The sequence below is a fragment of the Streptomyces sp. NBC_00316 genome (assembly GCF_036158715.1).
GTDB lineage: Bacteria > Actinomycetota > Actinomycetes > Streptomycetales > Streptomycetaceae > Streptomyces.
On sequence record NZ_CP108023.1, the window covers coordinates 2360580 to 2385779 of the forward strand.

Below are 25200 nucleotides of genomic sequence, written 5' to 3' on the forward strand. Positions count from 1 at the left end.
GTGGTCCGTGTCACGATGCTGTCTCCGTATGTAGATGACGTTCGCACATGAGGATGGACAGTAGGCCGGGGAAACCGCTCCGTCAATGGGTCCGGGCCGGCGGTTCCCCTGAAGCGGACGTGCGGACCCGCAGGTGGGGGCGGTACGTACGATCGACCCATGTCCGAATCCGTTGTGCCCGTCCCGCCGCATGAGTCCGGCGTGCGCGAGGTGAAATCGGCCGCTCGCACGGTCGAACTGCTCGAACTCCTCGCCGCCCGCGGCGACCGGCCCGCCCGGTTGCAGGAACTCGCCGCCGAGTTGGGCGTGCCGCGCAGCTCCATGTACGCGCTGCTGCAGACGCTGATCGCACGCGGCTGGGTGCGCACCGATGCCACCGGCTCGCTGTACGGGATCGGTCTGCGCACGCTGCTCACCGGCACCACCTATCTGGACACCGACCCGGTGGTCCGCGTGGTGCGCCCGTATCTGGACGATGCCTCGGAGCAGCTCGGCGAGACCATCCATCTGGGCCGCCTCGACGGCACGGACGTCGCCTACCTCGCGACCCGCGAGTCGCACGAGTATCTGCGCACCATCAGCCGAGTGGGGCGCTGGCTGCCCGCCCACGCGGGCGCACTCGGCAAGGCGCTGCTGGCCGAGCACCCGGACACAGAACTGCCGGACGCACCGTACGAGGCACTGACCCCATGCACCCACACCACGCTGGCCGCGCTGACCGCCGACCTTGCGCAGGTGCGGGCTCGCGGCTACTCGATCGACCGTGAGGAGGGCGTCACCGGGATCGTCGGATTCGGCTTCGCACTGCGCGTGAACCGCGAGGCGCCGGCAGGGGATGCGATCAGCTGCTCGGTGCCGGTGGCGCGGCTCACCGAGGAGCGCGAGCAGCGGATCGTGACCGTGATGCAGAAGGTGCGCGAGGAGATCGAGGCAGGACTGGCGCAGGGCGGGGGTGCGGGCGGGGTCGACTGGCGCTGAGCGGCCCGGCTCCCGCGTCCTCACCCACGGGTGGGAACCTCACCGCATCGGGTGATCCGTCCCGGCGTGTGCCGCAGCCCAGGAGCCATGACGAAGTCGCCGGGCCCGCCCGGACGAGCGACGGGACGCCGGAAGACAGCCGCCTGCCGGCAGCGCACTTCCGTCGCCTTCGCGTCGCACGAACTACGCAGTCCGATCATCCCCCTGCGCACCCGGCTGGAGGTGGGGGCGGCGCACGGTGTCGGGAGTACGCCGCCCTGGCGTGGGACGAACTGCAGGCCGCGGCCCGCAAGCTGCTGCCGCCTACTTCGGGTCGCGGTTGAACACCGACTTGGACCAGACGTAGCCGAGCACGGCCAGCCCCAGGCACCAGACCACGGCCAGCCACCCGTTGTGGCCGATCTCGGTGCCGAGGAGGAGCCCGCGCAGGGTCTCGATGGCCGGGGTGAACGGCTGGTACTCGGCGATCGGCTGGAACCAGCCCGGCATCGCGTCGACCGGGACGAAGGTGCTGGAGATGAGCGGCAGGAAGATCAGCGGCATTGCGTTGTTGCTGGCAGCCTCGGCGTTCGGGCTGACCAGGCCCATGCCGACCGCGATCCAGGTGAGCGCCGTGGCGAAGAGCACGAGCAGACCGAACGCCGCGAGCCACTCCAGGAGGGTGGCATCGGTGGAGCGGAAGCCGATGGCCACGGCGACGGCGCCGACGATGACGACGCTGATGATCGACTGCAGGACACTGCCGACGACGTGTCCGATGATCACGGAGCCACGGTGGATCGCCATGGTGCGGAAGCGGGCGATGATGCCCTCGGTCATGTCGTTGGAGACGGAGACCGCGGTGCCGATCGTGGTGCTGCCGATGGTCATGAGCACGAGGCCCGGGACGAGATACGCGATGTACTCGGAGCGGTCGGCGCCGCCGCCGCCGATGCCCGCGCTCATGATGTCGCCGAAGATGTAGACGAAGAGCAGCAGCAGCATGACCGGGGTGAGCAGCAGATTCAGCGTCAGGGACGGGTAGCGCCGCGCGTGCAGCAGATTCCGCCGCAACATCGTGGACGAGTCGCGCACGGCGAGGGAGAGGGAGCTCATCGGACATCCTCCTTGGTCTTGCTGGGCGTGTCGGAGCCGGTCAGGGCGAAGAACACATCGTCGAGGTCGGGGGTGTGCACGGTCAGCTCGTCCGCCTCGACGCCGGCCGAGTCCAGCCAGTCGAGGATCGAGCGCAGCTCGCGCTGGCTGCCGTCGCTGGGGATCTGCAACGACAGTGCTTCGTCGTCCCGGGAGGCCTCGCCCAACTCGGAGGCGGCCGACTGGTACGCCGCCGGATCGGTGAAGCGGAGCCGGATGTGTCCGCCGGGGATGAGCCGCTTGAGTTCCTCGGCGCTGCCCTCGGCGGCGATCTTGCCGTCGTTCAGCAGTGCGATGCGGTCGGCGAGTTCGTCGGCCTCGTCGAGGTACTGGGTGGTGAGGAAGACAGTGACACCGCCCGTGACGAGTTCGCGGATGATGCCCCACATGTTGTGGCGGGCGCGTGGGTCGAGTCCGGTGGTGGGCTCGTCGAGGAAGATGATCCGGGGGTTGCCGACCAGGGTCATGGCGATGTCGAGGCGGCGCTTCATGCCGCCGGAGTAGGTGGAGGCGGGCTTCTTCGCGGCCTCCACGAGGTCGAAGCGCTCCAGGAGTTCGGCGGCGACCTGCCGGCCCTCGCGCTTGGACAGGTGGTGCAGGTCCGCCATGAGGAGCATGTTCTCCTCGCCGGTGATCAGCCCGTCGACGGCGGAGAACTGGCCGGTGACACCGATCGCGGCCCGCACGGCCTGCGGGTCGGCGCCCAGGTCGTGGCCCGCGACCTGGGCCTGACCGCCGTCGGCGGAGATGAGCGTGGACAGGATCTTCACGGCGGTGGTCTTGCCGGCGCCGTTCGGGCCGAGCAGCGCGAACACGGTCCCGGCCGGGACGGCCAGGTCGATGCCGTCGAGCACGGTCTTGTCGCCGTACGACTTACGCAGCCCGACGGCGGAGACAGCGGCCGACGACTGCCGGCCGTCGCTCTGCCTGGGCGTGGGCATGACAGATGAAGACATGAGGCCTTCCCCTTCGAAGGAGTGGTGAGCGGTGAAGTGGCCTTGGCTGTAAGGCGGTCGGGCGGGTCAGGCCCGTGCGCGGCGGATGTCGATGTTGCCGTAGCGGGTGCGGGCCTTGACCTCGACGGTGTCCTCGGACTTGTTCGGACTGTCGGACGCAGTGAGCGCGTTGCGCACCTGCCCGTTGCCCGAGCTGGCGTCGAGCCAGGCGGCCGTGCCCTCACGGATGCCGACATCGATGGCGCCGTAGGAGGTCTCCAACTGGACGGTGCCACGGGCCACATCGCCCACGCGCAGGGTGCCGTGCGCGGTGGTCGCGGTGACCGAGCTCTCGGCGCGCTGGATGTCGATGTCGCCGTTGGCTCCGCTCACCCGCAGCTCGCCGATCGCGGCGCCGACGGTCGTGGTGCCGTGCGAGTTCTTCAGGACGGCCGGGCCGTCCACGACACCGACGCGCAGGCTGCCGGAACTGGTGGTGATTTCGGCCAGGCCCTCGACCTGGTCCACGGTGATCGATCCGTGTGACGCGGTCAGCTGCAGCGGGCCCGTCGCATCCAGGCGGACGTCACCCGACGACGTCTTCACGCGGACCTCGCCGAGCCGGCCCTCGCCGAGCACCTGGGTCCACGAGCCGGTCGTGTCGACGCGTGAGCCGGTGGGCAGTTCGACCGTCACGTCGACGCTGCCGGTGGGCCCGACGAGGTAGCGCCCCTTGGGTGTCCTGATGGTCAGCACGCCGCTCGCGTACGTGACCTCGGTCTGCTCGGCGACCCGCACGTCCTTGTCCTTCTTCGGGTCGCGGGGCCGCACTTCGACGACCGTGTCGAGGCGGTCGCTGGCGAAGAACTGGATGGAACCGGCGGCCACGTGAGCGGTGACCGAGATCGGCTGGGGAGTGTCGAAAGAAGGCATGGCTGTCCCGTCCTCTTGGGTCTTCGCGGCGTCCCTGCTGGTGGGACGTGGTGTGAGTGAAGTGGGGCGGGCGGGGCGCGGCTAGCGCACCCAGCCCGTGAAGCTCTGTCCGACGGTGCGGGTGGTGCGGGTCTTCTCCGACGTACGCGGCTGGGTGCCGCCGTCGACCGCGGCCGATACCGCTCGTACCAGCCACGCGTTGACCGACAGGCCCTCGCGGCTCGCGGCCTCCTCGGCGCGCGCCTTGAGGTGGGCGGGCAGGCGGAGATTGACGCGGGCGGTGCCGCCGTCGTCGCCGTCGGCGGGCGCGGGGGCCGGGGCCCTGAGCGGCTCGGCGGGCCCGCTCCTGTCCTCGTACGCCTCGTCGCCCGCCGGCCGCGTCACCACGAAGTCGGGGTCGAGCCCGCGCAGTCGTACGTCGACAGAGCCCGGGGCGAGTTCGCGGGTGATCTCGTCCATCGCGGCGGAGAGCACATTGAGCATCGTCAGTCGGGTCGCCGACTCCAGAGGAGCGGTGAGCCGCTCGGCCAGCTCGCGTGCTTCTTCGCCGCCGGCTTCGGCGGCCACCGCGAGTTCGCGGCGGAGGTTGTCGACATACGGCGTGAGGTCCATGACGCCATAGTGGCACCATTATGGCGTCACACGCAAGCCCGTCAGGGGATCGATTGCGGGTCAGGACCACCCCAGCGACGCCGACCTGCGAAAAAGCGCTGACATCAACCTGCATCGACGCGGCACCACACGGAATCCCGACACCACCGGACGCGACCATCGAGGACCTGACCACTTCCACTGGCATCAAGGGACCCACCGGAAGTGACGACTGGCTTCCGGCAGCCCATCACGGGCCCCCTTCAGTCGCGCGCCACAAGGGATCACCTTCACCCCTCGCCCGCAAATCCCCCGGCGATACATGCACCACAACCCTCGGCGCACACCCCGGCCGCGCCGAGTCACCGACCTGCACACTCGCGGCCCTCTTCGCACCATGACGCCATTAGTGGCACACATGCCGTCAGAAAGTGGCTCCCCATGGCGCCATATGTGTGCCACCATGACGCCATGGGGAGCGCAGCCTCGGCCCCGTAGCCGAGGAGTGCGCGTTTCACAGAGTGAGCCATCAAAGGGGTCGGACCATGGAGACAGCACAGAGCCAGCAGCAGACGGCACCCGGCGCCTTCACCGCCTTCGCCCGCTTCGTGCTCTGCGGCGGCGGGGTGGGAGTCGCCTCCAGCTTCGCCGTGGCTGCCCTCGCTTCCTGGCTTCCCTGGGTCGTCGCCAACGCTCTGATCACCGTGGTCTCCACGCTCCTCGCCACCGAGCTGCACGCCCGCTTCACCTTCGGCGCGGGCGGGCGCGCGACCTGGCGCCAGCATGTGCAGTCGGCCGGGTCCGCGGCGGCCGCGTACGCGGTGACCTGCGTGGCGATGCTTGTCCTGCAGCAGCTGGCGGCGGCGCCCGGCGTGCTGCTCGAGCAGGTCGTCTACCTGTCCGCCTCCGCACTCGCCGGTGTCGCGCGGTTCGCGGTGCTGCGTCTGGTCGTCTTCGCGCGGAACCGCTCGCAGGCCGCGGCGACCACCCGCCCCGTGCACGCGACCGTGGCCCCCGCCGCGGCCTCGGCCGACCCTGGAGTGCTCTGCTACGCCGCCTGACCGTTCCGCCGGACGGCGCACCGCACGGGCCGGAGGGCCGGAAAGCACCCCATAAGCCATGGGTTTGCAACTCCCCGAGGTGGCCGGCCGCCGAGAGCGGGCAGTCGCTGGACCTCGACGGCGACGGCGCCCGCGCCGCGGGAACCGTCGCCCATGCCTTCGACGCCAAGACCGGCGGCACCTGCTCGGTGCAGCTCCAGATGGCCGGGACAGCCGCGGAGGATCCGGTCGCACATGCCGTCCGTCGACCGCCCGTCCCGCTCGTACACGGTCTTCCAGTGCCCGAAACGCTCAGGCAGATCCCGCCACGGCACCCTGGTCCGCTCACGGAACAGGATCCCGTTGCCCCCGCAGGTGACTGACCCAACGCCCGACCCGCTGCCCTCACATGGGCAGAGGCGGCTTCAGCCGGGCCGCTCCGCAAGCGTCAGATCTCTTCGCCCCTCGACCATGCCAATGACGCGAACCGGATGACACGCATCATGCAGGCCGCCAGCTGTACATGTCAGCAACGCCGCGGGCACAGGAGATCGACGGGGAGACGCCGCGCCTGGCGGCTTCCACGGGCGGACGCCGACATCTTCGCGGCCCGGTCGCGTACGAGCTGACGCTGTCCGAGGCCATCCGGCGGCAGATCGGACCCCACTACCACATGCGTCTACGCAGACATCCGCGACGAGATGCCCACCGGGCGCCGCCGGGCGCGCAATGGGTGCCCCTCACATACGGGGTGCGCGGTCGGCTGTGTCAGCCGGCGCCTTCAACAGCCGGTCCAGTTCGTTCCCGGCCTCGTCGTACCCGGCGTCGGCGATGCGCTGCAGCTCGCGGAGGTCGCCGGTCGCGACCGCACGCCGAGTGAGCAGCAGCCCGGCACGCATGGATCCCTCGTCCAACAGCTCGCTCAACTCCTCGACGTCACCAGCCGCGTCGACCAGGTCGGCCAGCCGGTCCAAAGCGGCCTCGTTGCCCTCGTCGGCCAGCTCGCGCAGGGTCTCCCGATCACCATTCATGTTCGCCATGACGCCATGCTGCAACCCTGCCCCAGGGGCAGGGTCAAGTGCGACGATGACCGGGTGATCACCATCGGGCAGCTGGCCAGGTACGTCGGCGTATCGATCAAGACCATCCGCGTCTATCACGACAAGGGGCTGCTCCCCGAGCCCGAGCGCGACGCGTCCGGCTACCGACGCTACGGCGCAAACGACGTCATCGACCTGATCAAGATCCGCACCCTCGCCGAAGCCGGCGTTCCGCTGGCCCGCATCCGGGAGCTGAGAGCGGCGACCGCCGAGGACTACGAGCAGGCGCTGCAGGAGATCGACGACGAGCTCACCGCCCGCATCCGAAGCATCCGGGCCGTGCAGAAACGCCTGCACCGGCTCGCCACCGGGCAGCCGGCACCGCTGCCCACCGAGGTCGGAGCCCACCTGGAGCACCTGGCTGACTGGGGATTCTCCCGTCGCTGGGTGGAGCTCCAACGAGACCTGTGGATCCTCGTGTTCGCCACTCACCCGGACCGCGCGATCACCCTGTTCCACGACCAGGTCCAGAGCCTGTCCGACCCCGCTCTGCGGCAGCTCTTCCTCGACTACGACCACGCGCACGACCTCGTGCCCGACGACCCCCGCATCTCCGACCTCGCTCGCCGGATCGTCGAGGCGACCCGGCACCGCTACGGGTCCGACGAACCACCCGAGCTGGACGCCACCTCAGAGATCCCCGCCCTCATCCAGGGCACGGTCAACGCCTCGTCCCCGGCATGGCAACGCCTCGACACACTCATTCGCGCGCAACTGAAGACGTGACCTGACGTACGCGGTGAACGCGGTGCCGGCCGACCATGCCTGCTCGCCGCCTCCTCTCCTGCCGCCCCCTTCTCTGTCGCCCCCGGCGTCGCGCCTCCGCTACGGGGTGAAAGTTTGGGGCCGGTCCCGGCCGGTGCCACAGCCACTGGTTCCGGCCGGCGGCCGTAGCCTGCAAGGGCTTCGGGAATCGGCTCGATTCGCCACAGCACGAGAGCGGTCGCACCCGGCCTGCCGGGCGAGAGATACACCGTGGCGCCACGCGGATCCTGAACCACCCGCGCTTCGCTCTTGTCCTGGAATTCAGAGCATTATGAGCAGCCGTGTCTGCGGCTTGAGCTTTCTGTTCACCGAACGACTCTGCACGTACACCTCCAACTTGGGGTTGTTCCCTGCCTTCACGGAAACGGTCCCCCGGATACCCGTACCGAACAGAAGGCTGCGTGCCGCATCGCCCGTATAGGCGCGATCGGTGTCCTTCTCGACCACGATGACTTCCTTGTCGGGCTGAACTTGAACCCGGGTGCCCAGCTGGTAGTAACACGAACCGCGTTCGTACGTCACGCCCGGATGCGAATCGACGAAGGGTCGAATCTCGATCTCCTTGTCGACCTTCAGGAGTCGATACTTGTCGGCCGGAATCGGTTCGAGGTTCGCCCGCACCTCGTCAACCGATATGTCCTGGCCGACGGCGAACAGGTTCTTCGTGCCGCGTACCCCTTGCTCGCGGCCCCGGAGAAAGCTGGTGGCGGCAGCACGCACGGTGCCGATCGCCTCCTCGACACCCTGCTGGGAATCCGCATCCCAGATCGCGATGTTTCCGGCCGGGAAACCGTAATTCTGGGCGGTGCGCTTCGCCAGGGAGTTCGGGACGAGGATCGCGGACGTCCAATGGCCCGGAAGCCCGCCCATCTTCGCCGCGATCCTGTTGAGCCAGGGGCCGAGGATGGCCATGTCGCCGTCGTGCCGCCTGTCGCCACCGGAGGCGTTCTCCTCGCCGTCCGTCACCACGATCTGGAGGAAACTGTGCTCGCCGTATTCCTCCCATATATGACCCAGGTCGTCCAGGGACTTCAGAGAAGCCTCGATAAGGGCCGTAGCGCCATTGTTGACCCTGTACAGACCCCGCATGGACGGCAGATGCTTCACATCCATGTCCCAGACCAGGTTCTCCACCTTGTGGTCGAAGGAGTAAAGGCTGATCCGGGTCTCATGGCCGAGGCTGTCCGACTCGGCCTTCAGGCCCGCTACGAATTCGTCCACGACGCGGATGAGCTGACCCTGGTGCTGACGCATGGAACCCGAACAGTCCACTACCAGCGCGACGTGATTCACCTTGTGCTGGATCTTGTTGGCGGACACGTTTCTGCTCCTTCTCCGAGGCTCCCCAAGTAACGCTCGAACTCTATGGGCAGGCACTGACAACGGCGTTTGACGCACGATCACCTGCCGCCGCCGGACGACGTGTTCGGCACCCAGGAGACGTACGCCCATGAGGTCGGATCAGCGTGGTGCGGCCCGTCAACACCTACGGCCCACGGCAGAGGCGGTCACGCCGCACGGATAGCCGGAGATCCGCAAGGCCTAAGGGCTGACCGGGGCGCCGGACGAAGGCCGTGGTGGCAGCGAGCGCCTCACCGCCGCCGCCAGGCGCGCATCGCCGGCGCTCGCGGATACCGGCGACGAGGTCGACGGCGACGATGCCGCACAGCTCCCAGGAAGGCCGCCAGGGCGAGGAGGCACGATCCGTACGGTCCTCCCCCGACTGGCCACGGGCGACTTCCCCGAGACGGTCCCCGCTCTGGGTCCGCCGGACGAGCACCGCACGCCGACGTCCTGACGCCGGCACCGGTGCGGACGGAGGGGCGGGCACCACCAAGGTGGCACCGACGACGAGAAGTGCGGATCGGCGCGCCCTGTCGGCAGCCTCCCGGATCTCCAACGCGCCCATCGGAGTCGGCTCCTCCGCGACCACGGTTCGCATGCTTTTGATTCACGTCATTTCGATGACGCGCCACGTGGCGCGGCGATCCTGGAGCCTGGTGGCAAGGGGGCCCGACCTGCGGCTTTCGAATTTTCGGTGGTCCGCTTGACGTGTTTTTGCGGTGGACAACAGGTGAAGGCGGACGGAGTCACCTGACCAGCTCTTTCGCCAGGGGCGCTGAGTGGCGCGGCGGTGACGCCACCGGATCGCTCGGAGTCGTGACGCACGAATGACGCCGGCGGTACCCAAGGGCAAAACAGACGCGAGGTCGATGTGCGATACGGGCGCTACGTGTGATCTCTTGACGCACGCCCCAACCCAGGATGAGCGCCCCTCAGGGGTGCCGCGGCAGGGGCGCGGAAGCAAAGACATCGCCGTATGGCATTCGAAATGCCATACTCGTCCCATGGCTGACGAAGACACCGAATTCCCCCCCGGCGACGGCCCCAGCAACGGCATCTCCGTCTCCCTCAGCGCCGGCACCCTGCAGGCGATCCGCGAGCGGGTCGGCAAGCGGGGCGTCTCCGCGTACTTGGAGAAGGCCGCGCAGCGGCAGATCGAGCGCGACAATCTGGACGAGCTGATCGCCGACTTCGACAAGGCCAACGGACCGACCGATCCGCAGGCCGTAAGCGCCAAGCGCGCCAAACTCACCTGCACCACCACCTCCGGCGCCGAGGCGGCCGCGTGAGCGGCGCCCTCATCCTGGACAGCGAGGGCCTGGCCAAGGCAGTGCAGCGTGACCGCGAAGTCCACGAGTGGCTTACCGCCGCCCGCGACGCCGACCTTCCGGTCATCACCTCGGCTGCAGTGCTGGTCGAGGTGATCCACCCCCGGATCGACGACGCCGCACTGAGATGGACCCTGTCCCGGCTGCGCGTAGAGCCGGTCACCCAGCCCATCGCCCAGTCCGCCGCCACCCTGCTACGCACGGCAGGACTGCACGGCCACAAGTACGCCATCGACGCCATGCTCTGCGCCACCGCCGTCGCCCATCCCGGCCGTGTCACGATCCTGACCTCCGACGTCGAGGACATCACCATGCTCACAGCCGAGCATCCCCGCGTGAGCGCCGAGAAGGTCTGATTCACGCAGTCGCACGCTCTGCACGACTGCTCACCCTCAAACGGGCCCGACACGGACTGCGACCACGAGAAGGGGCACGGTCAGGTCGACCTCGACAGGAGCATCGATTTTCGCCCGGCGCTCGCCGCGCGCCCAGTAGATCAGTGGCTCACAGGAACGCGACTCCGTCGCCTCAAAAACTCCTTAATGAATCCGACCTCGGCAAGAGGGCCGCGACGCCCCGCCCGCCGCTTCACGCTCCGGGCAGGAGGACGACCCCGTCCCCGTCCGCGTGCGGCACGTCCCCGGCCGTAAACCCGTCACGGCCTCCGCCGCCGCTGAGTTGCTCGCCTCTCCGACCCAGGAGTGGTTCTTCGAGGCCCGTCGAGTCCGAACGAGTGCCACCGGGACGAGGTGCTCGCCGCCGCCCGGGCGGTGCTCGGTCGGTTCGGTGCCGACGCCGACTTCCGCACCTCCTCCGACCTGGCCCGGACCTCCGCCTCGCCGGACTTCCTAGTGCTGTGACCGGAAAGGTCTGCCGGGAAGCTCGCGGCGTCCGGTGCGGTGCATCGCAAGGCGGAGCATCGCCCGCGTACGGGATGTACTCAGGTGATGCGACAACGCGGCGAGGTGCCGCACCGGGCGGCGGCGCGAGCCGGTGAACCTTTCCGGTCACAGCACCAGCCGGCGAACTCGCCGGCGGCCGGGCCTTCACCGGCCACCTGATGGACCTCGGGTTGATCGCCGTGAGCGCGGACGAGGCCGGGGTCTTCCGGTCGTTCAACGCAATTGAGACTACGCACAGGGACCAGGGCGGGCCGAACGCCAAGGTGCAGGATGTGAACGGCATCGACACGCGCACCCGGTACAACAGCAGCCGCAACCCGGAGAACGAAGCCGCGGGTGGTCTCGTTGACCCGCTGGCCCTGCGAGGCGGCGTACGAACGCATGTGACGGGGCAGCGGGCTCGACATGGCGAACCGTGTCCGGACGTAGCTGTCGGGGAGGCCGTCGGCCGTATCAGCGAAAGCAGTGGGGGTTCCGCCTACGGCAGAAAGCCCGGCTGAGCCGTGGCACCGCGAGGAACGTCAACTGCCCTCGTACGACCACCAGATGCCGGCCGCCCTGATCGGTCACCGTGATCCCCTGGCCCAATGACACGAACCGTCTCCATCAGATCAGCGCGCGTCCGAGGCCGGGCCGTACCGGGCGTGGCTGACGGTCCGGAGCGGCCGGCTTCCCGGGTCTTTCGAGCACGGCCTGGAGCATGCGCTTCGGCGCGTGCCCATGCGCCTCCGCATCCCAGGCAGGTCCCCTATACCCGGCCCCCGCCGCCGACGGGGGTGGATCACTTGATTGTTCACGCACCGCTTCCTCAATCATCACTCGCTTCTCGGCACGGCGTGGCCAACGGCGCGTCAACTGTGCGACGACCTTGACATTTCGCACAGAAGGAAGTCACCAAGTGCCGCTCCCCCATGACCTCGCCCTCCCGCGGCCGCGTTCCGCCGCACGGCGCGGCGCTGTTGTCCTGGCCCTGGCCACCGCTCTCAGCATCGGCGCCGGGATGATGACGACCGCCCAGGCGCTCGCCCCCGAGCACCTGATGCCGGTGTCCGCCGGAACGCCGAAGCCCGGCGCCCCCGTTCAGAGCCTGATCCCCAGCACCCCCGGGCAGTCCATCATCACCCGTGAGACCCGCACGCCGATCGCACCGGGGCTCAACCTGACCCGCTTCGACCGCTTCGAGGCGGACGGCTGGGTGCGCGGGCAGGTGCTCGTCGCGAACCTCGCCGAGAAGCGGCTGAAGGTGGACTACATCTCCTCCGGGACGGTCACCGGCAAGTCCCGCGTGACCGAGCAGGCCAAGCACACGGGGGCGATCGCCGCGATCAACGGCGACTACTTCGACATGAACGACACCGAGGCCCCGATCGGCGCGGCGGTGTCACGCGAGGACGGCCTCGTCAACTCGCCCACCGAGGGGCGCAATCAGACCGTCGCCGTCGGCGCGGACGGACTCGGCAGGCTCGCCCAGGTGTTCCTGCAGGGCGAGGTCACGATCGGCGGCGGTCAGCCCCTGACGCTCTCCGGTGTCAACTCTCCCACTCTGGCCTCCGGCGGCATCGGCCTGTTCACCGACCAGTGGGGCGCATCGCCGCGCACCAAGCCGGTCAGCGGCGCCGACCGGATCACCGAGGTGTGGCTGCGGGACGGCAAGGTCACCGAGGTGCACACCTCCGTCAGCAGCAAGCAGGTACCGGCGGGCACCAGCGTGCTGCTCGGTCGCGAGGCCGGTGCCGACGCGCTGGCCGGTCTCGTACCGGGTGACACTGTCGACGTCGCCTACCGTCCGCGCGCCGACTTCGGCGACGTGGCGGTCGCGGTCGGCGGCGGCCAGGTCCTGGTCGAGGACGGCGTGGTGAAGCACTACACCGACGGCGACACCGTCACCGCCACCTCGCGGACCAGCGTGGGCTTTTCCGCCGACGGCCGCACGATGTACCTGGTCGCGATCGACGGCAAGCAGACCGACAGCCGCGGCATGGACCTCAATGAACTCGGCGCCTTCATGAAGGGCCTCGGCGCCGTGAACGCCCTCAACATGGACGGCGGCGGCTCGACCACCATGGCCGCCCGGCTGCCCGGCGAGAGCCCGACCGGCCTCATCAGCAGCCCCTCGGACGGCTCGGAGCGGGAGGTCGCCAACGGGCTCGGCCTCTTCGCCGCCCCCGGGTCCGGCACCCTGCACGGATTCCGCGTCCTGCCCGCGCTGACCGCCGACGGCTCCGACAAGGTCTTCCCCGGACTTCGCCGCACCGTGCGCGCCCGTGCCCACGACGAGACGTACGCGCCGGTGCCCTCTGGGCGTGTGCACTGGCGCGAGGAACGCCGGGGTGGCGGCAGCGTCTCGGTCGACGCGGGCAACGACGGCACGGCCGTGGTCACCGGCCGGCGCTCCGGCATCACCCGGGTGGTGGCCTCGGGCGGTCACCGGGCCGAGGGCACGACCGAGCTGACCGTGCTCGCACCTGCCGTGCGGATCGCGCCGAGCAGCGGGCTGGTGGCACTCGACGCCGCCGGGGACACCGCCCGCCTCACCGTCACCGGCTACGACGCCCTCGGTGACTCCGCCCCCATCGAGGCGTCCGACGTCAAGGTCACCGGTGGCGACGGCGTGGTCGCCCTGGACAGCGCGACGGACGGGACGTTCACCGTACGCGGCCTGACCGACGGCGCCTCCACGACGCTGCACCTCACCGTCGGGAAGATGACCACCGACGTGGCCGTCACCGTCGGACTCTCCGAGAAGACCTTCGCGGACCTGTCGGACGCGGCCTCCTGGACCTCGGCGAACGACCGCGCCCCCGGCGGATCGGTCACCCCGGCCGAAGGTCACGACGGCGCGCCCGGCGTGAAGCTGACGTACGACTTCACCCGGTCCACGGCCACCCGCGGCCAGTACGCCGTGCCGCCGCAGCAGATCCAGCTGCCCGGCCAGCCGCAGGCCGTCACCATGTGGATCAACGGCGACGGCAACGGCGCGTGGCCGCGGCTGCAGTACCGCACCGCCGCTGGTGTCACCGCCAACCTCGACGGCCCGTTCATCAACTGGACCGGCTGGCGGAAGGTCGACTTCCCGGTGCCCGTCGGCACCCCCTACCCACTGACCTTCCAGCGGGTGCGGCTGCTGGAGACCAGTGCCGCCCGCTCCTACACCGGCCAGGTCACCGTCAGCGACCTGAAGGTCAAGGTCGCCCCCGACGTGGAACTGCCCGTCCAGCCGAAGATCGCCGACCCGGTGGTCGTCACCAACGGCACCGTCGACGACCGTCCCCTGCGTGTGGCCGTCATGTCCGACGCCCAGTTCGTCGCGCGTGACCCGGAGAGCCCGCTGGTGCAGGCCGCCCGCCGGACGCTGGCCGAGATCGCGGACGCCGAACCCGATCTGCTGGTCATCAACGGCGACCTCGTCGACGAGGGTTCGCAGGCCGACTTCGCGCTGGCCCGCAAACTCCTCGACGAGTTCGACGCCCGCACCGGCGGGAAGATCCCCTGGCACTACGTTCCCGGCAACCACGAGGTGATGGGCCCCGGCACGACGGTCAACTTCAAGGCCGAGTTCGGGGACACCACGTCCGTCTTCGACGCCGAGGGCACCCGCTTCATCACCCTGGACTCCTCCAGCGGCACCCTGCGCGGCGGCGGCTTCGCCCAGCTCCAGATGCTGCACGACCAGCTCGCTGCGGCGGAAACGGATCGTTCCGTCAGCGGTGTCGTGGTGTTCGAGCACCACCCCACCGAGGACCCGCTGCCGGACAAGGCCAGCCAGCTGGGCGACCGCAAGGAGGCCGCACTCGTCGAGCAGTGGCTCGCCGACTTCCGGGCCAAGGGTCACAAATCCGCCGCGTTCGTCTCCGGCCACGTCGGCTCCTTCTCCGCCACGTCGATGGACGGCGTCCCGTACCTGGTCAACGGGAACTCCGGCAAGAATCCGGCCAGCACGCCCGACAACGGCGGCTTCACCGGCTGGACGATGCTGGGCATCGACCCGCGGAACGGGCGCATCGACGACCCGTTCGACGTCCCCACGCGCGAGTCCGAGACCTGGCTGCGTGGTGAGGTGCACGTGCGCACCGACGCGGTGGACCTCAGCGCGCCGGAAACCCTCAAGGTCAGCGACCGGTCCCACGCGTCGGCGACGGTCACCCAGGACGGCGATCGCACCGTCCCGGTGGCCTGGCCGGTCAGCGCCACGTGGTCCGGCACCCGGGTGGAGGTGACCGGGACCGGGTACGACCACCGCAGCGGCGCTGCTGTCGTCTCCTACGACCCGGCCTCCGGAACGCTCAACGCACTACGGTCGGGCACCGCGGTCCTGCGCGTGACCGTCAACGGCATGACGACGGAGCGGACCATCACGGTCGGGCGCTGACCCCTTACCTGACCCCGGGTGCGCCGCCTCCGGCGAGGCACCCGGGGTCAGGGACCTGACGATCGGTCTTGGCATGGTGCGCGACCTGCAGCTTCAACAACATGACACCCCGTCAGGAAGAGCGTCACAAGCGTCATTTCAGCGTCGAGACATCGGCCGTGACGCCCACACCACACATTACGCGCACACAAAACCGCAGGTCAGGCGCCCTTCTCAGCCGGCTCCAGAATCGCGACGCACTCCACATGATGCGTCATCGAAAAGACGTCACAGACAGCGAGACGAGAGAAACCGCAGGTCAGACCGAGTTTCGTAACTAGGTGGGCACCCCTCAGGAGCCCGGAGCGTCAAATGAGCGTCACAGTCGGGCCGTACCCCCTCGTGTAGCTACAAGGATCGCCGCTGCCGGGAGTTGATGTGCCGCGCACACGTCGTGCGACTGCATTTCTCCCTGGAAGAGGAGGACTCGGGGCACTGCTCCATACGTGCGCACGCCCTTCGTACGCGGACAGATCTGGCCACGCAATGCCCGAAACGCAATATATTGACCCGAATGTTCCTTGCAGACTCGCTGGAGGAGGTCCCGTGGATGTTGGGCTGATCAACGGCCTTCCCAGCCATCCGCTCTTCGTTCATGGCGCAGTCGTGTTGGTCCCGCTGACGGCGTTGGTGCTGGTCGTCTGTGTGCTGTGGCCTTCGGCAGCGCGCCGGCTCAGCTGGGTGCTTCCGGTCCTGGGGCTGATCACTCTTGCTTTGGTGGTGCTGGCCACCGAGTCTGGTGAGTGGCTGGAGGAGCGGGTGCAGGAGAGTGCGCTGTTGGAAGAGCACGCTGAGATGGGTTCCGGTCTCACTCCGTGGGCGATCGCCCTGGTCGTGCTGACGGTCGCCGTCTGGCTGCTTGGCCGGGCGGGCCTTCGCCGGCAGCGTGGGCGCAGTGGTGCGGCCGACAGCCCCGCCGAGGGCGGGGTGTCCGCCGTGGCTCGACTGGCCTCTTCCGTTGCGGTGCGCGTTGCGGTGCTGGTGATCGCCCTGGTCGTGGCCGTCGGTGCGGTCATTGACGTGTACCGGATCGGTGATTCGGGTGCGAAGGCGGTCTGGCATGGCCGTTTCTCAACAAGCGAGTCCGACGACAGGGGGTGACGCGGCAACAGCCGCGCCAGTGGCGGCCCAGGCGACCCATGGGACGGGTCGACCGGCCGGACGTGCTTGCCTTGTGTCCGGCCGGTCTCGCGGCTCAGCCCGGGGGGTCAGTGCAGTTGGTTGAGTGCCTGCTGGAAGGCGGCTGCGTGCTTGGCCTCGTCGGCGGCGGTGTCGCGGAAGTAGCGGGCGGCGGCGGTGTCGCCGACGACGGTGGCTTGCTTGGCGAACCCCGGGTACAGGTTGTTCGCTTCGTTGCGCTCCCCGGTGATGGCCTTGCGCAGGTTGTCCTTCGTCGGGCGGACCAGGCCGGCCAGGACCGCTTCGCTGGCGAAGTGTTCGTGCAGTTCCACCCCGGCTGTGCCCTCGAACAGGCGGGCCAGCGCGGGGTTGCCGGTCTGCCGCGCGCGGGCGGCGAAGAGCATGTACTTGGCGTGGGCGAGCGCCTCGCCGTGCATGGCGGTGTCCAGGTTGGCCTTCGTGCGGGCAGCCTTCACCTTCGGCAGGCCGGCGGGCACCGACACCGTGTCCGCCTTCGGCGGCGCCGGGACAGTGCCGCGGCCGGTGGTCACGACCGTCAGTGCCGTGCGGTAGGCGTCGCGATGGCGGCCCTCGTCCGTGGCGATCTCGGTGAACAGCTTGGCGGCCTCAAGGTCTCCGTCCTTGCGGGCCTGGTCGGCGAAGCGGCGATACATGACCTGGTGCTCGTAGGTCTCGCCGTTGATGGACTGGCGCAGGTTGGCCGCGTTCGTACCGACCACGCCGGCCAGGGTGGCCGCCTGCTTCAGGTGCTCGTTCAGCTCGGTCTGCGCCGTGGCGCGGAAGAGCTTGCCGACGGCCGGGTGGGCCTCGCGGTCTGCTTGAGCGCCGAAGAGGCTGTATGAGGCGTAGGCGAACGCCTCTCCTTTCATAGCGGTGGTGAGGTCGGAGAGCGTCTGCTGGCGCAGTGCCTGGGCGGCGGGCGCCGCCGTGTGCGGCTCGGCCGGTACGGCAAGGGCCGCGGCTGTGGCGGCCTGCGATGCCGCGGTCAGCGTGCACAGGCCGACCAGAAGCGTGCGTATCGAGTGGCGGAACATGATGTCCTCCTCTGGGGCCTCTTGAGGAAAGCGCCCCTGCCATACGACCCGTACGCCTGCACTCCCGCCCCTTCACGTCACCCTTTCGAGTGATTACGCAGCGTGCCGCTGAGTGCCCGGCACGCACCCGCACCGTCCAGGAATGGATGGCCCCACTGACCCCCATCCCTGGCTGCACGGCCGGACGGATGCCGAACCAGCCACTGCCGCTCATCCCGTGCGGTGGTCGCGCCAGTCGGGATCACCTCGATGGCAGCCCCATGGGCGGTCCCCTTTGCTTGCCTCCACGTCGCCGCCGCACCGGGCCGGCGGCTTGGTCCGTCCCGTCCGAGGCGGCGAGCCGCAGCCCCCTGGTGTCTTCGTCCGCTTGGCGTGCGGTGGGCGGCCCCGTCGCGCACGCTTCTGTGTCCGGGGTCAGTGCGCGAGGGAGAAGTAGTTCTCCTCTTCCTGGGTGAAGTGCAGGCGCAGCACGCTGTAGAGGCCGTAGAGGCAGGCGCGGAGGTCGTCGATCTGTTCTGGGCGTAGGCGGCCGTGGTTGGCGTCGGCGAGTTGCAGGTGGGTGGTGATGCGGCGGGCGAGGCGTTGGATCTCGGTGTGGGCGCGGCTCATGGTGGCGGTGGCTTCGGGGCCGCCGAGGGCGGGGGCGAGGGCGGGGTAGAGCTGGTGTTCCTCGGCGTACTCGTGGGGGAGGAGGCGGTCGGTGAGGAGTCGGTCGACATGGCGCACGGCGTCCAGGGCCTGCGGGCCGGTGGTTTCCGACAGCCGGTCGGCGGTTTCGCGGACGGCTTCGATGACGTCGCGCAGGTCGTCGTGTTCGGCGGCGAAGCGTTGGATGAGCTGCTCGGTGGCCGGTTCGATCGCCACCTGGGCGGTGCGGTCGACGCGCAGGGCGCGTAGGGCGTTGAGGATGACGGCGACGTCGATGCCCTCTTGGAGCAGGGCGCCGGCGGCGGGCGGCAGCAGGCCGTAGGCGGCGGCGGCCATGGCCGCGAGGGACATCAGCATGCCGCCGAGGGAGCTTTGGACGGCGATGCGTCGGGCGCGGACGGCAATGGTGGCGGCATCCGCGAGGCGGTCGACGCGGTCAGTGGTCAGGACGATGTCGGAGACTTCGGAGGAGGCGCTGGAGCCGCGGGCGCCCATAGCGACGCCGACGTCGGCGGCGGCCAGGGCCGGGGCGTCGTTGACGCCGTCGCCGACCATGACGGTGACCGCACGCTCGCGTTCGGCCTGCACGGCGGCGACCTTGTCGGCGGGGCTCTGCTGGGCGCGGACGTCGTCCAGTCCAAGGACGGCGGCGATCTCGCGGGCCGGCTCGGCTCGGTCTCCGGTGAGCATGAGCAGGCGCTGGATGCCGGCCTCACGCAGGCGCCGCAGGGTGCGCGGAGCGTCGTGACGCAGCGGGTCGCGCAGCAGGATCGCTCCGCTGAGCGTGCTGTCAGTGGTGAGCCAGGCGACGGCGGCGCCGTCCAGGGTCGCGCGGTTGTCTGCGGCGCGGGCCCAGGCAGGCAGGGACGTGCCGGCCTGCTTGCCGACGCTCACCACCCTGCTGCCGACGCGGCCGGTGGCGCCGCGCCCGGGCTCCTCCGCGATGTCGCGCACCGGCGCGAGCGCCAGGCCACGGGCATGGGCTTCGTCGGTGATCGCCCGGCCGAGGACGTGGGGAGAGTACTGGTCGACGGAGGCGGCCAGGGCGAGAACCTCGGCGGGGGTGTGGCCGGGCGCAGCGGCGACGTCGATCACGCGGGGGCGGCCGGTGGTGAGAGTGCCGGTCTTGTCGAGGATCAGGGTGCGGGCGCGGCCGAGGGTCTCCAGAGCGGCGCCGTCACGGATCACCACGCCCTGACGGGCGGCGCGGGACAGCCCGGAGACGATCGCGACGGGCGCGGCGAGCAAGAGTGGGCACGGGGTGGCGACCACCAAGACAGCCACCGCCCGCACGGCCGAGCCGCTGACCAGCCAGGCCAGCCCCGCCACGGCCAGCGACAGCGGCAGGAACCACGCGGCGTACCGGTCCGCCAGCCGGATCACCGGGGCACTCTCGGCACCGGCCTGCTGGGCGAGGCGGACAATCTCGGCGTAGGTGCTGTCCCGCTCGGTCGCACAGGCGCGCAGGTCGAAGGCGGTGCCGGCGTTGACGCCGCCACTGCGTACCGTCTCGCCTGCGGTTCGTTCGACTTGGAGGGACTCCCCGGTGAGGACGGACTCGTCCAGGACAGCGGTGCCGTCCTCGATGCGCCCGTCGACGGGGACGACCTCGCCGGGACCGACCACCAGCAGGTCACCCACCCGGACCTCGCTCAACGGCACCGTCCGCACTTCGTCCCCGGTTCGGCGGCGGGCCGACCGCGGGGCGTGCTCCAGGAGATGGCGCAGGTCGTGCGAGGCGCGGCGTTCGGCCGCGGCGTCCAGCCAGCGGCCGGTGGCGAGCATGAGCGCGATCAACGCCCCGGCCAGATACTCGCCCGTGGCCAGGGTGCCGGCCAGAGCGAGGACAGCGATCAGGTCGACCCCGGCCCGGCCGCGCCGCAGCGCGCCGATCACCCAGGCCAGGGCCGGGAGGATCGCTGCGGCGGTCCCAGCCGCCCAGCACGCGGCCGCGACCGGCCCGGATCCGCCAAGCCACGCGATACCGCCCGCCATCAGGGCACCGGCGGTGACCGCGAGCAGTACCGGCTCCAGCCACCCGCGGGCGGGAGCACTCGCCGTCCGTGCATCGGTTCGTTCGTCATCCCGTCGGTTCACCGTGCACTCCGTTCGCCCCGGCTCCCTCTGTCCAGCACGCCGCACCAGCCGGTGCTCCCGCCAGAGCCGTTCGGTCCGCGCAACTGGGCCCTGTGGAGTGCGGGGACCAGCTGAAGGCCGCCCTCGCATTCGGCGCATACACATCTGGCATCGAACGTTCAGGTCGACGCTCGCGGCCAGATCCCTCAGAAAACAAGTCGAGCGGACAACGGTCAGTGTGGTCGGCGCCCGTCGTCCTACCGCCTAAAGGTACGGATCTACTCCGACAGTGCCTCCGAGCCCAAGGATCGCGCCCCCGGGACGGTCTCGCATGTTCGACCGGGCGCGATCCCCCGGTGCCGGGGCGGGGCGTACGCGACGGGCAGGTCATCGACGAACGTGTCAACCAACGCAACGGCTACCGCCCACGTGAGTGGGACACCCAGGCCGGGACCGTCGAACTCGCCATCCTCAAGCTCCGGGCCGGGAGTTATTTCCCGACCTGGTTGCTGGAGCGTCGCCGCAGGGCCGAGCAGGCTCTGATCTCGGTGATCGCCACCGCCTATCTGCTCGGAGTCAGTACCAGGCGGGTGGAGAAGGCGGGTTGCAGGCGCCGAGGATCAGATACGGCTCCATGTCGTGATCGAGCTTGCTCTTGAGGGTGGCCTGGACGTCGATCTCGGTCAGGACGCCGAAACCCCGATCTGCCAGGGCCTGGCGAACAGCCTGCACGGTCTCCTCGAACGTCCCGTCCATGCTCACGGTGCGGTCGTAGGGCACGGTGTCCCATCTCGTTCTCGTTCTTGTCATCGCCGGCGAGCCAGGTTCGCTTGTGACGGCTACCACACCCGAAATATACCCCCGGGGGTAAGAGTGTTAGGGTGGATGTCATACCCCAGGGGGTAATTTTCGTGCGAAGGGAGTATCCCCGTGTTCTTCGTTGACACCATCGATCTGGAGGGCCTGGGCAACCGCAGCTACCTCGCCGGTGGCGAGCGGGCGGCGGTGGCGGTGGACCCGCCCCGTGACATCGACCAGGTGATGGCTGCTGCAGCCCGGCGGGGGGTGCGTATATCCCATGTGGTCGAGACGCACATCCACAACGACTACGTGACCGGCGGCGTCGAACTGGCGCGGACCACCGGAGCCAAGTATCTGGTTCCGGCCGGTGCGCGCGTCGCGTTCGCCCGCACCGCAGTGGCCGACGGCGACACCGTCGCCATCGACACCGGTCTGGCCCTGACAGCCGTGGCGACGCCTGGGCATACACCGCACCACACCTCTTACGTGCTGAGCGAAGCCGGTCGGCCTGTCGCGGCGTTCACCGGTGGCTCTTTGCTCATCGGTACGGTCGGCCGCCCGGATCTCGTCGAGCCGCGCCTGACCGAGCAGTTGGCCCGCGCCCAACATGCTTCTGCCCACCGCCTCGCGGACGCCCTGCCCGACGAGACCGAGGTGCTGCCCACTCACGGCTTCGGCAGCTTCTGCTCCTCCGCGCAGGCCGACGGGGACGCCACCACGATCGGCAAGGAGAAAACCGCCAACCCGGCCCTCACCGTCGACGTGGACACCTTCGTCGCCGATCTCCTCGCCCGCTTGGAGGACATACCCGCCTACTACACGCACATGGGCCCCGCCAACGCCGGCGGACCCGCGCCCGTCGACCTGACTGCGCCGGCCGTCGCCGACCCGGACGAGATCGCCGCCCGACTCGCGGCGGGAGAGTGGGTGGTGGACCTGCGCAACCGCATCGCCTTCGCCGAAGGGCACGTGGCGGGCTCGTTCAACTTCGAGGCGGACGGCAAGCTGGCCACCTACCTGGCCTGGATGATCCCGTGGGGCAAGCCGGTCACCCTGCTCGCCGAGTCCACCGAGCAGCTCGCCGTCGCCCAGCGGGAACTGGTCCGGGTCGGCATCGACCGCCCGGCCGCCGCCGCAACCGGCGGGCCCACCGACTGGCTCCGCGACAACGACAGCGCTGCGTCGTTCCCCCGCTCCACATTCGCGGACCTGGCAGGGCAGGACAAGGACCGGATCGTGGTGCTGGACGTGCGCCGCGACTCCGAACGCGCCGGCGGCCGGATCGAGGGATCGGTCCACATCCCCATCCACCAGATCCACCGCCGTATCGGCGAGGTGCCCGACGGTACGGTCTGGGTCCATTGCGCCGGCGGCATGCGCGCCGGCATCGCCGCATCACTGCTGGACGCGGCGGGGCGACATGTGGTCGCCGTGGACGACGGATTCGACGCCGCCACCAAGGCCGGCCTGACCATCGTCACCGGCTGAACCAATCCAAGAAACGCCCGGCCGAAACGGGTTGATCCCACCCGAACACGAAAGGTGACGTCGACGATGTTCCTCTTCCGCAAGAGCGAACAGCGCCTGTCCATCGACGAGGCGCGCACCCGCACCAGCGGCGACCGGCCCGAAGCCGTCCTGCTGGACGTCCGGGAAAGGCCCGAATGGAAAGCTGGTCATGCCCCCGGTGCGGTGCACGCACCGCTGACAGGGCTGGTCGCGGGCGCCGCGCTTCCTGAAGTGGCGCAAGGCCGTCCGCTGGTGGTGATCTGCCGCAGCGGGCACCGCTCGCAGCAGGCCGCGAAGCTCCTCGCCGAACGAGGCGCGGACGCGATGGACGTCAAGGGCGGCATGAACGCGTGGGCCGCCGCCGGATTCCCGGTCGTCGACGAGCGCGGGAACAGCGGCTCGATAGCGTGAGTACCCTGATCCTCGCTCTGATCGCCGGGGCGGTCATCGGTTTGGCCCTGGGTGCCCTCGGTGGCGGTGGCAGCGTTCTGGCGGTTCCGGCACTGATCTACCTGCTGGGGTTCTCACCGGCGGCGGCGACCACCGCCAGCCTGATCATCGTCACCGCGACCTCGGCTACTGCCCTCTACGCCCACGCGAGAGACGGCAACGTGGCCTGGAAGACCGGGATATTGTTCGCGGCCGCAGGCGTCGTTCCGGCGTTCCTCGCCGGAGCCGCTGCCGGTCACCTCCCGACAGTGGCACTGACTGCGGCTTTCGCGGTCATCGCCGCGCTGGCTGCCCTGCGGATGCTGAGGCCCTCCAGCGCTGAGCCGCCAAAGCGGATACGTCCCGTCAAGGCGGCGGGAGCGGGTGCCGGACTCGGGGCCGTGACCGGATTCCTCGGAGTGGGCGGCGGATTTCTTGCCGTCCCCGCCCTGGTGAGCGTTCTGGGACTACGCATGAAGCAGGCCGTGGGCACCAGCCTGTTGGTCATCACCGTCAACTCTCTGGCGGCGCTCACCGCACGGACGGGAACCGGCGGGGACCTGCGATGGGAGGTGATCGCACCGTTCACCGGGGCTGCGATCCTCGGAGCCTGGGACGGCAAACGCCTCGCGGCGAAGATCACCGGGCAGGCCCTGCAGAGGGTTTTCGCGTTCGTATTGCTCGCGGTGGCGGCCTTCATGCTCGTCGACGTGATCGCCTGAGCATGCAGGCCGCCACAAGATCAGGCCAGGGACAGGAAAAGCTTCTCCAGCCGGCCGCGCATCTCGTCACGGTCCTCACCGGAACGGCCGCCGTCCTCCATCTCGGTCAGGCACTGCTGGAGCCCGGTCGCGATGATCGCGAAACCCGCCCGGTCCAGCGCACGCGACGCGGCCGCCAGCTGTGTGACGACCTCCTCGCAGTCCCTGCCCTCCTCGATCATCCGGATCACCCCGGAGATCTGCCCCTGAGCCCGGCGCAGGCGGTTCAGGACCGCCTTCAGTTCCGCGCCCGCCAGATCAAGCTCCATCATCACTCCTCATAAATACCCCCAGGGGTAATAACATTACTCCCCTCGATGGGAGCCCCACTGGCAGAAAAGGATGACACCTGCCATGACCACGCCCACCGCCCTCGGCACCGGCGAAGCCCGCACCCGACTGCACGAACTGACGGTCATCGACGTCCGCACCCCCGGCGAATACGCCGGCGGGCACCTCCCCGGGGCGCTGAACATCCCCCTCGACCAGATCCAGCGGGCGCTACCCGACATCAGCCACGCCGCCGACCGCGGTGACGTCCTGGTCGTCTGCGCATCCGGCGCCCGTTCCGAGAACGCCTGCCGCATCCTCGCCGAGAACAACATCACCACCGCCACCCTCTCCGGCGGTACCGGCGCCTGGGCGGCCGACGGCTACGACCTCCAACGCCCCCAGGGCGGCGCCACCCGCGCCACGTGGGGCATGGAACGACAGGTACGCTTCACCGCCGGCACCGTCGTCCTCCTCGGCCTCCTCCTCGGCCTGCTCGTGCACCCCGCCTTCCAGATCCTGTCGGCGGGCATCGCGGCCGGACTGGTCTTCTCAGCGCTCACCAACACCTGCGGCATGGCAGCCATGCTGGCCAAACTCCCCCACAACCGCCCCCGCGCCGCCGACCTCGACATCACCCTGACCGAACTACGCAACCGCTGATACAAGTACGCACACAAGGCAAGGCCACCCGCAGGTGACGCGGAGGGCTCGCCCCATCGCCCTTCGCGGCCGGCCTGGTGCATCTCGCCCATCTCGATCAACCGGGCCGGCCCGCAGGCATCGGATAGCGTGATCACGATGACGAAGAACATACGCTCGAGGAAAAGCGCCACTCCCCCATCGCAGCCCGATGACGACGCGCCCGGCTTGTCCGCACCGGCCTTCGCCGGGCTGATGGGATGCGGACTGATCATGATCGCCCTGTTTGCACTTCTTGGCGGATGGGCGGGACTCGCAGGAATCGTCGCGACCGCCACCATCGCGACGGGGTACGGGATTTCCAAGGGGTAGCAAGAAAAACGCGGGACAAAACGCACTCAGCCTTCTGCTGCCCGGGAGCAGACGCGAGGA

Annotated in this window: 22 protein-coding genes and 4 pseudogenes; 15 read left to right on the plus strand and 11 right to left on the minus strand. The window is 69.6% G+C overall.

The features are described from left to right. Positions 1-159 precede the first annotated feature (159 nt). Both OG878_RS10370 and OG878_RS10375 read left to right on the plus strand, forming a co-directional pair. A complete protein-coding gene (locus OG878_RS10370) occupies positions 160-978 on the plus strand; it encodes an IclR family transcriptional regulator (RefSeq protein WP_328886519.1) in 819 nt (272 codons plus the stop codon). Positions 979-1016: 38 nt separating this feature from the next. After that, positions 1017-1215, plus strand: a pseudogene (locus tag OG878_RS10375) (two-component sensor histidine kinase); the annotation flags it as partial. Positions 1216-1281: 66 nt separating this feature from the next. On the opposite strand, the gene OG878_RS10380 reads toward OG878_RS10375, so the two are convergent. The 4 genes from OG878_RS10380 to OG878_RS10395 form a co-directional block, all read right to left on the minus strand. Further along, positions 1282-2073 carry an ABC transporter permease gene (locus tag OG878_RS10380; protein ID WP_328886520.1) on the minus strand — a complete coding sequence of 264 codons (792 nt, stop codon included), beginning with the start codon at positions 2071-2073 and terminating at the stop codon, positions 1282-1284. Beyond that, complete coding sequence (locus OG878_RS10385; protein WP_443049249.1) at positions 2070-3053, minus strand: ATP-binding cassette domain-containing protein; 984 nt, start codon at positions 3051-3053, stop codon at positions 2070-2072. Before OG878_RS10385 ends, OG878_RS10380 begins: the two co-directional genes overlap by 4 nt. An 81-nt stretch (positions 3054-3134) precedes the next feature. Continuing rightward, positions 3135-3980: a DUF4097 family beta strand repeat-containing protein gene (locus tag OG878_RS10390; protein ID WP_328886522.1), complete on the minus strand. Its 846-nt coding sequence runs from the start codon at positions 3978-3980 to the stop codon at positions 3135-3137. Between the two features lie 81 nt (positions 3981-4061). Further along, positions 4062-4592, minus strand: coding sequence for a hypothetical protein (locus OG878_RS10395; RefSeq protein ID WP_328886523.1), 531 nt, complete (start codon positions 4590-4592; stop codon positions 4062-4064). Between the two features lie 524 nt (positions 4593-5116). Here OG878_RS10395 and OG878_RS10400 point away from each other — a divergent pair. Further along, the gene (locus OG878_RS10400; protein WP_328886524.1) at positions 5117-5632 is read left to right on the plus strand and encodes a GtrA family protein; all 516 of its coding nucleotides are present in this window, start codon (positions 5117-5119) and stop codon (positions 5630-5632) included. A 215-nt stretch (positions 5633-5847) separates the two neighbouring features. Here OG878_RS10400 and OG878_RS10405 read toward each other — a convergent pair. Together OG878_RS10405 and OG878_RS10410 are read right to left on the minus strand one after the other, a co-directional pair. Then, positions 5848-6022: pseudogene (locus OG878_RS10405) on the minus strand (transposase); the annotation flags it as partial. Between the two features lie 329 nt (positions 6023-6351). Next, positions 6352-6651 (minus strand): hypothetical protein, encoded by a 300-nt coding sequence (locus tag OG878_RS10410; RefSeq protein WP_328886525.1) that lies wholly within the window; start codon positions 6649-6651, stop codon positions 6352-6354. 54 nt (positions 6652-6705) lie between these two features. On the opposite strand from OG878_RS10410, the gene OG878_RS10415 reads away from it, so the two are divergent. Continuing rightward, positions 6706-7437: a MerR family transcriptional regulator gene (locus tag OG878_RS10415; RefSeq protein WP_328886526.1), complete on the plus strand. Its 732-nt coding sequence runs from the start codon at positions 6706-6708 to the stop codon at positions 7435-7437. A 300-nt stretch (positions 7438-7737) separates the two neighbouring features. On the opposite strand, the gene OG878_RS10420 is transcribed toward OG878_RS10415, so the two are convergent. After that, positions 7738-8796, minus strand: a complete 1059-nt coding sequence (locus OG878_RS10420; RefSeq protein ID WP_328886527.1) for a vWA domain-containing protein — start codon at positions 8794-8796, stop codon at positions 7738-7740. Positions 8797-9824: 1028 nt separating this feature from the next. On the opposite strand from OG878_RS10420, the gene OG878_RS10425 reads away from it, so the two are divergent. From OG878_RS10425 to OG878_RS10445, 5 genes are all read left to right on the plus strand, one after another. Then, a complete protein-coding gene (locus OG878_RS10425) occupies positions 9825-10109 on the plus strand; it encodes a hypothetical protein (RefSeq protein WP_328886528.1) in 285 nt (94 codons plus the stop codon). Then, on the plus strand, positions 10106-10504 hold the full coding sequence (locus tag OG878_RS10430) for a type II toxin-antitoxin system VapC family toxin (protein ID WP_328886529.1): 399 nt from the start codon (positions 10106-10108) through the stop codon (positions 10502-10504). The genes OG878_RS10425 and OG878_RS10430 overlap by 4 nt, the downstream gene beginning before the upstream one ends. Before the next feature lie 345 nt (positions 10505-10849). Then, a complete protein-coding gene (locus tag OG878_RS10435; protein ID WP_328886530.1) occupies positions 10850-11008 on the plus strand; it encodes a hypothetical protein in 159 nt (52 codons plus the stop codon). Positions 11009-11948: 940 nt separating this feature from the next. Continuing rightward, positions 11949-15419 (plus strand): phosphodiester glycosidase family protein, encoded by a 3471-nt coding sequence (locus tag OG878_RS10440; protein WP_328886531.1) that lies wholly within the window; start codon positions 11949-11951, stop codon positions 15417-15419. Positions 15420-16004: 585 nt separating this feature from the next. Next, entirely contained in the window at positions 16005-16559 is a 555-nt protein-coding gene (locus tag OG878_RS10445; RefSeq protein WP_328886532.1) for a DUF2231 domain-containing protein, read from the plus strand. A 107-nt stretch (positions 16560-16666) separates the two neighbouring features. Here OG878_RS10445 and OG878_RS10450 read toward each other — a convergent pair whose 3' ends face one another. After that, a complete protein-coding gene (locus OG878_RS10450; protein WP_328886533.1) occupies positions 16667-17632 on the minus strand; it encodes a ferritin family protein in 966 nt (321 codons plus the stop codon). Positions 17633-18046: 414 nt separating this feature from the next. Next, complete coding sequence (locus OG878_RS10455) at positions 18047-20275, minus strand: heavy metal translocating P-type ATPase (protein ID WP_328891199.1); 2229 nt, start codon at positions 20273-20275, stop codon at positions 18047-18049. A 479-nt stretch (positions 20276-20754) separates the two neighbouring features. Between OG878_RS10455 and OG878_RS10460 the strand changes: the two are divergent. After that, positions 20755-20955: pseudogene (locus OG878_RS10460) on the plus strand (transposase); the annotation flags it as partial. Here OG878_RS10460 and OG878_RS10465 read toward each other — a convergent pair. Continuing rightward, positions 20954-21136 (minus strand): annotated as a pseudogene (locus OG878_RS10465) (DUF302 domain-containing protein); the annotation flags it as partial. The pseudogenes OG878_RS10460 and OG878_RS10465 overlap by 2 nt on opposite strands. Before the next feature lie 150 nt (positions 21137-21286). Between OG878_RS10465 and OG878_RS10470 the strand changes: the two are divergent. The 3 genes from OG878_RS10470 (at position 21287) to OG878_RS10480 (ending at position 23817) form a co-directional block, all read left to right on the plus strand. Next, positions 21287-22645: an MBL fold metallo-hydrolase gene (locus OG878_RS10470; protein WP_328886534.1), complete on the plus strand. Its 1359-nt coding sequence runs from the start codon at positions 21287-21289 to the stop codon at positions 22643-22645. A gap of 66 nt (positions 22646-22711) precedes the next feature. Continuing rightward, the gene (locus OG878_RS10475; protein WP_328886535.1) at positions 22712-23077 is read left to right on the plus strand and encodes a rhodanese-like domain-containing protein; all 366 of its coding nucleotides are present in this window, start codon (positions 22712-22714) and stop codon (positions 23075-23077) included. Next, positions 23074-23817: a sulfite exporter TauE/SafE family protein gene (locus OG878_RS10480; RefSeq protein WP_328886536.1), complete on the plus strand. Its 744-nt coding sequence runs from the start codon at positions 23074-23076 to the stop codon at positions 23815-23817. The genes OG878_RS10475 and OG878_RS10480 overlap by 4 nt, the downstream gene beginning before the upstream one ends. A 20-nt stretch (positions 23818-23837) precedes the next feature. Here the strand turns inward: OG878_RS10480 and OG878_RS10485 are convergent, their stop codons facing one another. Next, positions 23838-24125 carry a metal-sensitive transcriptional regulator gene (locus tag OG878_RS10485; protein WP_328891200.1) on the minus strand — a complete coding sequence of 96 codons (288 nt, stop codon included), beginning with the start codon at positions 24123-24125 and terminating at the stop codon, positions 23838-23840. Positions 24126-24210: 85 nt separating this feature from the next. On the opposite strand from OG878_RS10485, the gene OG878_RS10490 reads away from it, so the two are divergent. After that, the gene (locus OG878_RS10490) at positions 24211-24789 is read left to right on the plus strand and encodes a rhodanese-like domain-containing protein (RefSeq protein WP_328886537.1); all 579 of its coding nucleotides are present in this window, start codon (positions 24211-24213) and stop codon (positions 24787-24789) included. A gap of 138 nt (positions 24790-24927) precedes the next feature. Continuing rightward, positions 24928-25140: a hypothetical protein gene (locus tag OG878_RS10495; RefSeq protein WP_328886538.1), complete on the plus strand. Its 213-nt coding sequence runs from the start codon at positions 24928-24930 to the stop codon at positions 25138-25140. The last annotated feature ends 60 nt before the right edge of the window (positions 25141-25200 follow it).

Bases quoted from the DNA above. Each gene is read 5' to 3' on its own strand.
- OG878_RS10485 (WP_328891200.1), bottom strand. From the start codon at position 24,125: ATGGAGCTTGATCTGGCGGGCGCGGAACTGAAGGCGGTCCTGAACCGC.
- OG878_RS10390 (WP_328886522.1), bottom strand. From the start codon at position 3,980: ATGCCTTCTTTCGACACTCCCCAGCCGATCTCGGTCACCGCTCACGTG.
- OG878_RS10395 (WP_328886523.1), bottom strand. From the start codon at position 4,592: ATGGACCTCACGCCGTATGTCGACAACCTCCGCCGCGAACTCGCGGTG.
- OG878_RS10495 (WP_328886538.1), top strand. From the start codon at position 24,928: ATGACGAAGAACATACGCTCGAGGAAAAGCGCCACTCCCCCATCGCAG.
- OG878_RS10450 (WP_328886533.1), bottom strand. From the start codon at position 17,632: ATGTTCCGCCACTCGATACGCACGCTTCTGGTCGGCCTGTGCACGCTG.
- OG878_RS10410 (WP_328886525.1), bottom strand. From the start codon at position 6,651: ATGGCGAACATGAATGGTGATCGGGAGACCCTGCGCGAGCTGGCCGAC.
- OG878_RS10425 (WP_328886528.1), top strand. From the start codon at position 9,825: ATGGCTGACGAAGACACCGAATTCCCCCCCGGCGACGGCCCCAGCAAC.
- OG878_RS10455 (WP_328891199.1), bottom strand. From the start codon at position 20,275: ATGGCGGGCGGTATCGCGTGGCTTGGCGGATCCGGGCCGGTCGCGGCC.
- OG878_RS10380 (WP_328886520.1), bottom strand. From the start codon at position 2,073: ATGAGCTCCCTCTCCCTCGCCGTGCGCGACTCGTCCACGATGTTGCGG.
- OG878_RS10400 (WP_328886524.1), top strand. From the start codon at position 5,117: ATGGAGACAGCACAGAGCCAGCAGCAGACGGCACCCGGCGCCTTCACC.
- OG878_RS10385 (WP_443049249.1), bottom strand. From the start codon at position 3,053: ATGCCCACGCCCAGGCAGAGCGACGGCCGGCAGTCGTCGGCCGCTGTC.
- OG878_RS10370 (WP_328886519.1), top strand. From the start codon at position 160: ATGTCCGAATCCGTTGTGCCCGTCCCGCCGCATGAGTCCGGCGTGCGC.
- OG878_RS10475 (WP_328886535.1), top strand. From the start codon at position 22,712: ATGTTCCTCTTCCGCAAGAGCGAACAGCGCCTGTCCATCGACGAGGCG.
- OG878_RS10490 (WP_328886537.1), top strand. From the start codon at position 24,211: ATGACCACGCCCACCGCCCTCGGCACCGGCGAAGCCCGCACCCGACTG.